Source organism: Cupriavidus gilardii (genome assembly GCF_008801915.1).
Lineage (GTDB): Bacteria > Pseudomonadota > Gammaproteobacteria > Burkholderiales > Burkholderiaceae > Cupriavidus > Cupriavidus gilardii.
Genome location: NZ_VZOV01000008.1, coordinates 210,079 through 222,324 on the forward strand (window position 1 = coordinate 210,079; position 12,246 = coordinate 222,324).

General features: G+C 70.4%; 8 protein-coding genes. 5 read left to right on the forward strand and 3 right to left on the reverse strand.

Going from position 1 to position 12,246, the window contains the following annotated elements; genetic code table 11:
* Positions 1–7: 7 nt before the first annotated feature.
* Complete coding sequence (locus tag F7Q96_RS12880; RefSeq protein ID WP_053820964.1) at positions 8–985, reverse strand: LysR family transcriptional regulator; 978 nt, start codon at positions 983–985, stop codon at positions 8–10.
* Between the two features lie 247 nt (positions 986–1,232).
* Here F7Q96_RS12880 and F7Q96_RS12885 point away from each other — a divergent pair, with 247 nt between their 5' ends.
* From F7Q96_RS12885 to F7Q96_RS12905, 5 genes are all read left to right on the forward strand, one after another.
* A complete protein-coding gene (locus F7Q96_RS12885; protein ID WP_053820965.1) occupies positions 1,233–2,006 on the forward strand; it encodes an enoyl-CoA hydratase/isomerase family protein in 774 nt (257 codons plus the stop codon).
* Positions 2,007–2,029: 23 nt separating this feature from the next.
* Positions 2,030–3,259, forward strand: a complete 1,230-nt coding sequence (locus F7Q96_RS12890) for a CaiB/BaiF CoA transferase family protein (RefSeq protein ID WP_151022780.1) — start codon at positions 2,030–2,032, stop codon at positions 3,257–3,259.
* A 161-nt stretch (positions 3,260–3,420) separates the two neighbouring features.
* Positions 3,421–5,562, forward strand: coding sequence for an alpha/beta hydrolase domain-containing protein (locus tag F7Q96_RS12895; protein WP_053822954.1), 2,142 nt, complete (start codon positions 3,421–3,423; stop codon positions 5,560–5,562).
* A gap of 29 nt (positions 5,563–5,591) precedes the next feature.
* Positions 5,592–7,232, forward strand: a complete 1,641-nt coding sequence (locus F7Q96_RS12900) for a tannase/feruloyl esterase family alpha/beta hydrolase (protein WP_158507237.1) — start codon at positions 5,592–5,594, stop codon at positions 7,230–7,232.
* Positions 7,233–7,408: 176 nt separating this feature from the next.
* Complete coding sequence (locus F7Q96_RS12905; protein ID WP_053820967.1) at positions 7,409–7,741, forward strand: four-helix bundle copper-binding protein; 333 nt, start codon at positions 7,409–7,411, stop codon at positions 7,739–7,741.
* A gap of 98 nt (positions 7,742–7,839) precedes the next feature.
* Here the strand turns inward: F7Q96_RS12905 and F7Q96_RS12910 are convergent, their stop codons facing one another.
* The gene (locus tag F7Q96_RS12910; protein ID WP_053820968.1) at positions 7,840–9,156 is read right to left on the reverse strand and encodes an MFS family transporter; all 1,317 of its coding nucleotides are present in this window, start codon (positions 9,154–9,156) and stop codon (positions 7,840–7,842) included.
* A 320-nt stretch (positions 9,157–9,476) separates the two neighbouring features.
* Positions 9,477–12,246, reverse strand: a 2,770-nt coding sequence (locus F7Q96_RS12915) for an SbcC/MukB-like Walker B domain-containing protein (protein WP_151022782.1), incomplete at its 5' end; no start/stop codon positions are given.

Here is a 12,246-nt window from a genome sequence, read left to right on the forward strand (position 1 = left end):
ATCGGCGCTACACCGGCAGGCCGCGCGCGACCTCGGTCAGCATCGCGCGCAGCAAGGAGACGAAGGGATGGGTATGGACATTGTTGTGCCAGCACAGATGGACCGGGATGGCCAGCGCCGGGTCGTCGATCGCCATGAAGCGTACGCCCGGATGGCGGCACAGCACCGGCGCCAGATAGCCCGGCACCATCGCGTACATGTCGGTGCCGGTGATCGCGTCGGCGACGGCCAGGTAGCTGGTCATCGTACAGGCGATCTGGCGCTGCTGGCCGTGCCTGGCGAAGTAGCGGTCGACCATGCGGGTGACCACGCCGAATTGCGAGATGTCCAGGCACGGCAGCGGCGCCAGCTCCGCGGCGCCGGGCGTCTGCCCCAGCTGCACGTTGCCGGCATCGCACAGGCAGCCGAATGGCGCGTTGAACAGCAGCTCCGAGCGCAATGCTTCCGATTCGACCGGGTAGAACGCCACCATCACGTCGATCGCGCCGCTGGTCATCGCGCTCAGTCCGCTGGGCATCGGCACCGGATGCATGCGCACCCGGGCGCGCGGCGCGACCTGGCGCAGCCTGGCGAGGAAGGCCGGCGCGATCAGCGCCTGCAGCGAGTCGTTGATGCCGATCGCGTAAGAGCCGGCCTCCTGCGCGGGGTCGTAGCGATCGGTCTGCGTGTAGATCGACTCGATCGTGCGCAGCGCGGTGTCGAGCGCCTGCTGCAGTTCCTGCGCGCGCCGCGTCGGCAGCATGCGGGCCGCGCTCTTGATCAGCAGCGGGTCGCCGAATTCCTCGCGCAGCCGCTCGAGCATGCGGCTGGTCGACGGCTGGCTGCTGTCGAGCCGCCGCGCCGCCTCGCTGACGCTGCGGCTTTCCAGCAGCGCGGCCAGCACGACCAGCAGGTTCAGATCCTTGTGCCGCAGTTCGGCCAGCGGCAGCCGGCGGCTGTCGCTGGCGGGCGCCGGCTCGCCCTGTCGATGGTCTCCGCTATGCATCGTCGATTCGCGTTGCGCTCCTGATGAGCGGGCATTGCCGGCAAGGCGCCGGGCCCGTTTTCGATTTGGCCGATTGTGTCCGGCGAGGTGCCGGCAACATCGGCTCCATTATCCGGGCGCACATCCCGGCGATCCATCGGCAATTTCCCACGCCGCTTTGGCCGCCCATGACTCGCGCCGCTTTTTTCCACGCAAGTTCCCGCGCCGCTTCTCGCGTCACTGCTACTACCACCGACCTCCTACCGCCATGGACACCTCATCCCCCCTCTCGCTGCGCCGGATGCCGCAGGACCACGTCGCGCACGTGGTCCTGCAGCGCCCGCCCCATAACCATGTCGACGCCGACTGCATGGCGGCGCTCGCCGATGCCATCGAAGAACTCGATCGCGACGACGATTGCCGCGCCATCGTGCTCGCGGCCGAGGGCAAGTCCTTCTGCGCCGGCGCCGACTTCGGCGCCAGCGATCCCTCGATCCGGCGCGATCCCAGTCCCTTCTACCGGCAAGCGATGCGGCTGTTCCGCACGCGCAAGCCGATGGTCGCCGCGGTGCACGGCGCGGCCATCGGCGCCGGCGTGGGGCTGGCGCTGGTCGCCGACTTTCGCGTGACCTGCCGCGAGGCGCGCTTCAGCGTCAACTTCAACCGCCTCGGTTTTCATCCCGGCTTCGGCCTGAGCCTGACGCTGCCGCGGCTGATCGGCGAACAGCGCGCCGCGCTGCTGTTCTACACCGGCCGCCGCATCGACGGCGCGACCGCGGTCGAGATGGGGCTGGCGGACGAGCTGGCGGAGCAGGCGGACGTGCTGGCGCGCGCCCATGCGCTCGCGTGCGAGATCGCGCTGTCCGCGCCGCTGGCCGTCGAGAGCACGCGCGCCACGCTGCGCGCCGGACTGGCCGACCGCATCGCGCAGATCAACCGGCACGAGCTGCAGGTCCAGCTGACGCAGTTCCCCACCGAGGATTTCCGCGAAGGCGTGGCCGCGATGGCCGCGCGCCGCCTGCCCAATTTTCAGCGCCGCTGAGCCGGCACCACAGGAGTGCATCCGTGAACGAACACAACGAGGTCGGCGGCAAGACCGCCGTGGCGGGGCCGCTGGACGGCGTGCGGGTACTGGACCTGTCGTCCGTGGTGCTTGGGCCGATGGGCACGCAGGTGCTGGCCGACATGGGCGCCGACGTGATCAAGATCGAAGCGCCCGAGGGCGACCTGATGCGCGCCAACGGCGTGGTCGAGCATGCGGGCATGAGCTCGATCTTCCTTGCGCTGAACCGCAACAAGCGCTCGGTGGTGCTCGACCTGAAGGACGAGCAGGGCGCCGCCGCGCTGCGCGCGCTGATCCCGACCGTCGACGTGCTGGTCCACAACATGCGGATCGGCGCGATCGAGCGGCTGGGCTTCGGCTACGAGGCGGTCGCGCGCCTGCGGCCCGATATCGTCTATTGCGCCGCGCCCGGTTTCGGCCAGGACGGCCCCGACCGCGACAAGCCGGCGTTCGACGACATCATCCAGGCGGCCTGCGGCTTCGTCGGCGCGGCCAGCGCGGCCGGTGCGGAGCCTGACTACCTGCCCAGCCTGATCGCCGACAAGACCACCGGGCTCGCGGTCGCCAACGCGGTGCTGGCCGCGCTGTTCCGGCGCGAGCGCCACGGCGAGGGCCAGTACGTCGAGGTGCCGATGCTGGAAACGATGGCGGCCTTCGTGCTGACCGAGCATATGGGCGGCATGATGTTCCCGTCGTCGACCGCCAGGGCCGGCTATGCACGCCTGCTCGAAGGCGGGCGCAAGCCGGTGCGCACCGCCGACGGCTGGATCAGCATGCTGCCCTATACCGAGCGGCACTGGAAGGCGTTCTTCCACGACCTCGGACGCGACGATCTGGCCGAACGCTATCGGATCGCCAGCCGGCGCGAGCGCAACGCCAACATCAAGGCGCTGTACGGCCACCTGGCCGAGCTGGCGCCGCTGCGGACCACCGCGCAATGGATGGCGCTGTGCGAGCGGCTCGATATTCCGGCCACGCCGATCTACCGTCTGGAGGAGCTGCCCGGCCATCCGCATCTGTCGGCGGTGGGCCTGTTCGAGGAATCGGTGCATCCGGCGGTCGGCCCGATCCGGCAGGTCCGGCCGACCACGCGCTTTGCCCGCACGCCCACCGCGATCCGCCGGCCCGCGCCATCGCTGGGCGAGCATACCGAGGAGGTGTTGCGCGAGGCCGGCGTCGCGCCGGAGCGGATCGCGGCGCTGATGGAAGCGATTAAGCCGAAAACCCGCTGAATCCATCGAGATTATCCATTTCTCTCCGATCAATCTCCTTCCTAGACTTGGCGCCAACGCTCCGTCAGTGGGCGTGACGACAAGCGACCCGAAGAAGAACCACCAGGGCAGGAGAAGACATGGAGATCAGGCACGCTCGCCGCGTCGGCACGGCGCGGGCGATGGGATGGGTATTGGCCGCGGCGGCCGCGGTCGCGACGGCCACTCTGCTGGCCGGTTGCGGCGGCGACGACGATGACGGTCCGTCGGCTGGCGGCCCGCCCGGTGGCGGCGGGCAACGGCTGACGCCGGCGATCACGCTGACGATTTCCGCGCGCGAGGACTTTCCCGGCAGCTTCGGCAGCGTCGGCGCGTACGAGAAGCTGACCGGCTCGCTGCACGGCGAGGTCGATCCGAAGGATCCGCGCAACGCGGTGATCCAGGACCTCGAGCTCGCACCGGTCAATGCGCGCGGCATGGTCGAGTACACCACCGAGTTCGTGATGCTCAAGCCGAAGGACATCGGCAAGGCCGGCGGCGTGCTGCGCTATGACGCGCCCAATCGCGGCAATATCCTGACGATGCCGAACCCGGCCGCGGTGCCGGGCGACGCGGTCTACTTCGAACGCGGCTACGTGTTCCTGTACGCGGCCTGGCAGGGCGACGTGCCCAAGAGTTCGCCGGCGCGGCTGACGCTGAGCGTGCCGGTGGCGCGCAACAAGGACGGCAGCAGCATCACCGGCCCGTACGCGGCCGAACTGGTGCCCAGCGCCGCGACCTCGACGATGAACCTGCCCGGCGGCGTGTTCAACGGCTCGATGATTCCGTACGCGCCGGCCAGCCTGGACAACACGCAGCCGGGCTACACGCTGACGCGCCGCGTCAACGAGACCGATCCGCGCGTGCCGATCGCGCCGTCGGAATGGAAGTTCGCCGATTGCACCGCCAGCGGCGCGCCGTTTCCCGGCAAGCCCGACGGCAGCAAGGTCTGCCTGAAGGACGGCTTCCAGCCGGGCTATCTGTACGAGATCACCTACGTGGCCAAGGACCCGAAGGTGATGGGCGTCGGCCTCGCGGCGCTGCGCGACACGGTGACCTTCTTCCGCCATCGCGCCGCCGACGCGGCGGGCACGCCCAATCCGATCGCCGGCGCGATCCGCTACGCGATCGGGCAGGGCACCTCGCAGTCGGGCAATGCGATGAAGACCTTCCTGCATCTGGGCTTCAACGCGGCGCTGGACGGCGGCAAGGTGTTCGACGGCATCTTCGCGCATGTCGCCGCGCGCCAGACCAATATCAACACGCGCTTCGCGGTGCCGGGCGGCGGCGGTGGCCTGCGCACCGATCATCGCGCGTTCGGCCAGACCGCGCCGCGCGGCCTGGCGGCCGACTACGAGGACGCCGTCGCGGGCCGCACCGGCGGCGTGATGAAGCGCTGCAGCGAGACGCAGACCTGCCCGCGCTTCTTCCTCGGCCTGTCGGGCACCGAGTTCTGGCAGCTGCAGGGCTCGCCGGTGCTGACCGACGCCTACGGCTTCACCGACCTGAAGCAGCCGGACAACGCGCGCATCTACTACTACGCCAGCACGCAGCACGGCGGCCGCTCGGCGCAGATCAACTACAACCCCGCGCAGACCGTCTTTCCGGCCGGCTCGATGATCGACTTCGCCGATACCTTCCGCGCGCTGTTCATTGCGCTGGAGGACTGGGTCGCGCGCGACATCGCGCCGCCGGACAGCCAGGTGCCGCGCGTCGCCGACGGTACGCTGGTGCGTCCGGATCAGTTGCAGGTGCCGGTGATCAAGGGCGTCAGCTTCACCGGCCCCAGCGGAACGGTGCCGGTCCCGGACTTCCAGTACCTCGCCCGCTACAACGGCTTCCCGCTGCTGGACTACGGCCCGCAGTACCGGCCGCAGGACGAGTCGGGCATCGCCACCGTACTGCCGCCCGCCTATCTGGGCCGCGACTACGCGATCCTGGTGCCGCAGCTCGACCCCTCGACCGGACTGGCGCGGGCAGGCATCCGCTCGCTCGACGTACAGGTGCCGATCGGCACCAGCCTCGAGTTCAACTATGTCGCCACGCCGGGCATCGTCGATCTGGTCAACCTGACCGGCAGCTATATCCCGTTCCACAAGACCGAGGCCGCGCGCACGGCGGCCGGCGACCAGCGGCCTTCGCTGGAGGCGCTGTACGGCGATCAGTCGGGCTATCTGGCAAGACTGCGGTCGGCGGCCGACGCACTGGTGGCGCAGCGCTTCCTGCTGCCTGCCGATGCGCAGCGCGCGATCGCACGGGCGCAGGCCAATCCGGTGCTGCCTTGATGCATTGCCGAACGAACCGAGGAGACGACATGGACAAGCCAACCCCATGGCGTGCGCCGGCGATGGCCGCGCTCGCCGCGATGACGCTGGCGGTGGCAGGCTGCGGCGGGGACGACGACGCGCCGCCCGCACCGCCTCCGGCCGCGAACCAGCCACCAAAATCCTGCGCGCAGATGGCGACCGCGGCGCTTGACGGCGCCACGGTGCAGGCGGCCACCGAGATTGCCGCCGGCAGCTTCTCGCCCGCTGCCGGCACCACGGTGACGGTGCCCGCGTTCTGCCGCGTGCAGGCGGTGGCGCGGCCCAGCAGCGATTCGGAAATCCGCTTCGAGGTTTGGATTCCGGCGGCCGCGCAGTGGAACGGCAAGCTGCTGGTGACCGGCAATGGCGGCTACAGCCCGGCGCTCGGCTACCGGGCGATGGCGATGGGGCTCGCGCGCGGCTATGCCACGGTCGGCGGCGATACCGGCCACCAGTCCGCCAATCCGAACGACATGCTGTTCGGCGTCAACCACCCGGAAAAGATCGTCGACTGGGGCACGCGCTCGATTCACGCGATCACGGTGCCGGGCAAACGGCTGGTTGCCGGCATGCACGCGCGCGAGATCGAGCGCGCGTACTTCTACGGCTGCTCGACCGGCGGCCATCAGGGCTATGCCGAGGCGCAGCGCTACCCCGACGATTTCGACGGCATCATCGCCGGCGCGCCCGGCAACAACCGCGTGCGTCTCAACGCGGGCTTTCTGTGGCAGTTCCTCGCCAATCACCGGCCCAACGACAATCTGTCGCCGATCGTACCGGCGGCCAAGCTGCCGATGGTCACGCGCGCCGCGGTGGCGGCCTGCGATGCGGACGATGGCGTCACCGACGGCGTGGTCGACGACCCGCGCCAATGCGGTTTCGATCCCGCCACGCTGCAATGCACGGGGGCCGATGCCGACAATTGCCTGACCGCCGAACAGGTATCGGCGTTGAAGGCGATGTACGCGGGCGCGCGCAATCCCCGCACCGGCGAGCAGGTGTACCCGGGGTGGCCGAAGACCAGCGAGGCGCTGTTCACGGCCGGCAGCTCGCCGGTGGGCTGGAACACCTACTGGGGCACGACCGAGCCCACGCGGGCGGACTTCTGGCGCTACTGGGTGTTCGACAACCCGCAGTGGAACTGGTGGACCTTCGACTTCGATCGCGACCTGGCCTATGCCGATGCCAAGGTCGGCGCAATGGTCGATCAGACCAACGCGGACCTGTCGGCCTTCAAGGCCAGCGGCGGCAAGCTGCTGGTCTACAACGGCTGGCAGGACCCGGTGGTCAACGCGGTCGACACCATCGCCTACTACGATCGCGTCAAGGCCGCGCAAGGCTCGCAGGCGGCAGTCGACGGGTTCTTCCGGCTGTTCATGGTGCCTGGCATGGGGCACTGCTCGGGCGGCCCGGGGACGACGCAGTTCGGCAATGGCGATACGCCGGCGCCGGTGGTCGACGCGGACCACGACATCCTGGAAGCGCTCGATGCCTGGGTCACCAGGGGCACGGCGCCGGACCGCATCGTCGCCTCGGCGGTCACCGGTGGCACCGTGACGCGCACGCGGCCGCTGTGCCCGTATCCGCGCAAGGCGGTCTACCAGGGCAGCGGCAGTACCGACGATGCGGCCAATTTCTCGTGCCGGTAGGGCAGGCCATCCGCTGGACGGCCGGCAGAAGTTGCAAGGCATGTAATACCGATCGGCGCGGTGCCGCAAGGCGCGGTGCCGGCGGGCGGAGCTGACGAAGCGCCGTCGTCGTGGTCCGCGCCTTGCTCGGTCGGGTATGGCGCCAATCCGGCGTCGACCGACCGAGGAGGGATGTCATGCCTCACGAGCAATATCAAGCCTGTATCGATGCCTGCACGCGCTGCGCGCAGGCCTGCCGTCACTGCGCGGCCTCCTGCCTGCAGGAACACGACGTGCAGAAGATGACCGAGTGCATCCGGCTGGACCTGGACTGCGCCGGCATCTGCGAATTGTCGGTGGCCTATATGTCGCGCGGCAGCAATCAATCGCGCGAGCTATGTGCGCTGTGCGCGCAGATCTGCGAACGCTGCGCCGAGGAGTGTGCGCGTCATCACGCCCAGCATTGCCAGCAGTGCGCGCAGGCCTGCCGCGACTGCGCACAGGCGTGCCGGCAAATGGCGGCGGCCTAGGCGTGTGCGAAGCGGCAGTGCAATGAAATCGGGCCAGCGATATCGCCGGCCCGATCGTCAAGGTCAAGGCGCTGTCGTCGGCGCCTGGTGAAGCGGCATCAATCGTCGTGATGCAGGTATTTCGCCTGCCGCGGCAAGCGCATGCTGACCAGGAAGGCCAGCACCATCATCGCGGTCACGTACCAGTAGAAGGCCGACTCGTGGCCGACCGCCTTCAGGTTCAGCGCGACGTATTCGGCGGAGCCGCCGAACACCGCATTGGCGATCGCATAGGCCAGGCCCACGCCGAGCGCACGCACTTCCGGCGGGAACATCTCGGCCTTGACGATGCCGCTGATCGACGTATAGAGGCTGACCACCGCCATCGCCAGCGTGATCAGCACGAAGGCGACCGCCGGATTGGTGATCGTATGCAGCGCGGTCAGCACCGGCACCGTGATCAGCGCACCGAGCGCGCCGAACAGCATCATGTTGGTACGCCGGCCGATGCGGTCCGACAGCGCGCCGAACAGCGGCTGCATGCACATGTAGACGAACAGCGCGCCGGTCATCACGTAGCTGGCGGTCTTGATCGGCATGCCGGCGGTGTTCACCAGGTACTTCTGCATGTAGGTGGTGAACGTATAGAAGATCAGCGAGCCGCCGGCGGTGTAGCCGAGCACCGTGAAGAAGGCCGCCTTGTGGTCGCGCAGCAGCGTGACGACGCTGCCGGCGCCCTTGGTATTGCGCGACGCGGCGCTCGAGGTCTCCTTCAGCGTCCGGCGCAGCAGCAGCGCCACCACCGCGGTGATCGCGCCGATCACGAACGGAATGCGCCAGGCCCAGGCGCGCAGCTCCTGCTCGGTGTACAGCTGCTGCAGCACGACCACCACCAGCACCGCCAGCAACTGGCCGCCGATCAGCGTCACGTACTGGAACGACGAGAAGAAGCCGCGCCGGCCCTTGAGCGCGACCTCGCTCATGTAGGTCGCGGTGGTGCCGTACTCTCCGCCGACCGACAGGCCCTGCAGCAGCCGCGCCAGCAGCAGCAGCGCGGGCGCCCAGGCGCCGATGCTGTCGTAGGTCGGCAGGCAGGCGATCATCAGCGAGCCCGTGCACATCATCACCACCGAGATCAGCAGCGAATGCTTGCGGCCGTGGCGGTCGGCGATGCGGCCGAACACCCAGCCGCCGATCGGCCGCATCAGGAAGCCCGCGGCGAACACGCCGGCGGTATTGAGCAGCTGCACGGTGGGATCGGACTGCGGGAAGAACGAGTGCGCGAAATAGATCGCGCAGAACGCGTAGATATAAAAGTCGAACCATTCGACGAGGTTGCCGGACGAGGCCGCGACGATCGCGAAGACGCGGCGGCGGCTGTCGTGGTCGCGCTCCGTCGGGCCGGCCGGAATGGTGGTGCTGGTCAGTTCTGTCATGGGAGATCGCTGAGTAGGACGCTGGCGATCATGCGCGGGCATGCGTGCGCCGGCGTCGGGCGAAGCGCGGCGGGGGCACCGCTGCTGCAACAGACGCCGCCCGCGAAGGCCAGGGGTCTGGCGGGCGGGCGGCAGGACGGTGTAAGGGTAACCCCTGAGGCGCGATCCTGCACGGCACGGCGGCGCGGCGTGCGGGGCGGGGCGATGCCCAGCCCAGACAGGGCGCGGGATGGCGCGCGATTGTTCGCGATCGCGAACACAGTGTCTCGTGCAGCGTTCGCGGAATGGCCAGCGCTGCTGCGCTCTCCCCCGCTATCTCGCTACGCCCCCACGGTCACCCGGCTCTGACCGCCCGACAGCCGGCGCACCTCGATGCGCGTGCCGATGCGCTCGGTCATCTCGTGCACGTGCGAGATCACGCCGACCTTGCGGCCCTGGGCCTGCAGGCTGTCGAGCGCGTCCATCGCGACGCGCAGCGTGTCGCCGTCCAGGCTGCCGAAGCCCTCGTCGATGAACAGCGATTCGACGCGCACGCGATGCGAGGACAGCGATGCCAGCCCCAGCGCCAGCGCGAGCGATACCAGGAACGACTCGCCGCCGGACAGCGAATGCACCGAGCGGGCCTCGTCGGCCATGTCCTGGTCGATCACCAGCAGCGCCAGGCTCTGTCGCACGCGCTCGAGCCGGTAGCGGCGCGACAGCGTGGCCAGATGCCGGTTGGCATAGCCGAGCAGGATGTCCAGCGTCATCTGCTGGGCATGATTGCGGAATTTCTTGCCGTCGGCCGAGCCGATCAGTTCGTTCAAGACCTGCCAGGTGTGCGCCGTGGCCTGCTGCCGCTCGATGCGCGTGACCAGATCTCTGGCCTGCGCGCGCCGCTCGTCGTCGCGGCGCAGCGTGAAATCGGCCTCGGCCAGCGCCTGCTTGGCGCCCTCGAGTTCGGCACGGGCCGCCGCCAGTGCGGCTTGCACGGTGGCGGCGTCGTCCTGCCCAGGCCGCCGCGCCAGATGGCGTTCGCGTTCGGCGCGGCGCGTCTGCACCGCGCCGTGCGCCGCATCGACTTCGCGTTGCAGCGCGTGCAGCGACGCTTCCTCGCGCGCCAGCCAATCGGCATCGAGCGCCAGCAGCGCGCGCAGGCCGGCTTCGTCGAGCGGCGCAGCCGCTGACGAGCCATCGTGCCGGTCGTTCCAGCCCTGCAGCCAGGCCTCGAGCCGCGCCGCCGCTTCGCGCGCCTGCCGGTCCAGCGCCTCGCTTTGGGACTGCGCCTGTTCGGCGCGCGTGCCCTGCCGCGCCAGTTGTTCGCTGGCCGCCTGGCTCACGCGCTGCGCCTCGTCGACGCGCGCCGTGGCGTCGGCACCGGCTTGCGCCAGACGGGCCGCGATCGCGTCGACCGTCAGGCCCGCGTCGGGCGTGCCGGCAAACAGCGCCTCGCGATCGGCGCGCCGTCCGGACAGCCGCGTGTCGGCGAACGCCAGCGCCTCGGCGGCCTTGCGATGCGCGTCGAGCGCGCGCTCGTGCGCCTGCGTGGCGGCGGCCAGCGCGCCATCGAGCTGGACGATGCGCTGGCGTAGCGCGTCGCGTTCGTCGCGATGCCGCGTCCATTGGCCGGCATCGTCCGCGCAGCGCGTGCGCAATCCCGCAGGATCGTCGTGCCACTGGCTGCGCCAGCCGGCGCCCGCGGCATGCCGCAGCGCGCCCTCGTCCAGTGCCCGCAAGGCCTGGTCGCGCTGCGCCGCCGTTGCGGCGGCCGACTCGTTGGCCGTGCCATGCCGCAAGGCGAGTTCGGCGGCCAGCGCCTGCGCGCGTTGCAGCGCGCCTTGGGCCGCGGTCTGCTCGGCCTGGCCGGCATCGAGGCGAAGGCGTGCGGCCTGCACTTGCCTGTCGAGCGCGCGCAGATGGGTGTCGAGCTCGGCCGCGCTGCGCTGCTGTGCATCGGCGTCGGCCAGTTGCCGCGCAATCCAGTCCGCGCGTTCGCCGGCATCGACCGCTTCGGCCTGCGCAGCCACTGCGTCGGCTTGCCATTCACGCTGCGCCTGGTCGCACTGCTGCCTCGCCGCGGCGAGGCGCGTGTCGAGCTGCGCCAGCGCGTCGCCGTGGCTGCGCGCCAATGCGGCGGCGCTGCGCTCGTCGGCGTCGATCCGCGCCAGCGCCTGCTGGCAACGGCGGTACTCGTCCTCCAGCGCGCCCAGCGTGGCCTGCAGCGCCGCGCGCAGCGGCGAATCGTCATGCGCGTAGGGGTGCTCGCTGGCGCCGCAGACCGGGCAGGGCTCGCCGGGCTCCAGCGTCTCGCGCAACCGCTCGACGCCTTGCTGGCAGGCGGCCAGCGCGCGTTGCCACGAGCGTTCCGCCTGCGCCGCCGCCTGCTCGGCGGCGGGCCGTGCGGCGCGGGCCGCGTCGATGCCTTGCCGGCACTGCTGCCATTGCGCCTGCAGCGTGTCGCGCTGCTGGACCAGCTCGGCCATGCGCGCTTCGGCGGCGAGGCGTTCGCGCCAGCGCGCCGCTGCCTGCTGCAGCGCGTCGCGTTGCCGCTGCAATTCGGCGGCTCGCGCGGCGATGGCATCGCGGTCGTGACCGGCCAGCGCCTGCTGCGCGACCGCGTATTGCTGCTGCGCGTCTTGCAGCGACGCGGCGGCGGCCGCAAGCCGCCCCTGAGCATCGGTCTGGTCCTGTTGTGCCCTGGCGAGCTGCGCTGCCAGTCGCGCGGCCTCTTGCGTGGCGGCGGCGTGCCGGCCGTGCCAATCGTCGGCCTGCGCAAACAGCGCGTCCCAGCGCGGCCATTGCGTGCCTAGGGCTTCGAGCCCGGCATGCCGGACGAGCCAGTCCTCGGCCGCGGCCAGCGCCGAGCCGGCGGATTCGCGCTCGGTCCGCAACCGCGCCTGATCGCGGCGCGTTTCTTCCAGCGCCTGCCCGGCTTGCCGATGCGCAAGCGCCGCGCGCTCGCGGTCCGGGCTCAACGCCGCGATCACGGCATCGAGTTCGCGTGCCTGCGCCAGGCGCGGCGCCATCGCGGCCTCGGCGTGGCGCGCCGCCTCCAGCGCGGCGGCGGCGCGCTGCCGTTCGGCCTGCGCGTCCTGCGCCGCACGCGCGGCC

Coding starts and splice junctions, on each gene's coding strand:
- F7Q96_RS12885 (WP_053820965.1), top strand. CDS start 1,233: ATGGACACCTCATCCCCCCTCTCGCTGCGCCGGATGCCGCAGGACCAC.
- F7Q96_RS12895 (WP_053822954.1), top strand. CDS start 3,421: ATGGGATGGGTATTGGCCGCGGCGGCCGCGGTCGCGACGGCCACTCTG.
- F7Q96_RS12905 (WP_053820967.1), top strand. CDS start 7,409: ATGCCTCACGAGCAATATCAAGCCTGTATCGATGCCTGCACGCGCTGC.
- F7Q96_RS12880 (WP_053820964.1), bottom strand. CDS start 985: ATGCATAGCGGAGACCATCGACAGGGCGAGCCGGCGCCCGCCAGCGAC.
- F7Q96_RS12910 (WP_053820968.1), bottom strand. CDS start 9,156: ATGACAGAACTGACCAGCACCACCATTCCGGCCGGCCCGACGGAGCGC.
- F7Q96_RS12900 (WP_158507237.1), top strand. CDS start 5,592: ATGGACAAGCCAACCCCATGGCGTGCGCCGGCGATGGCCGCGCTCGCC.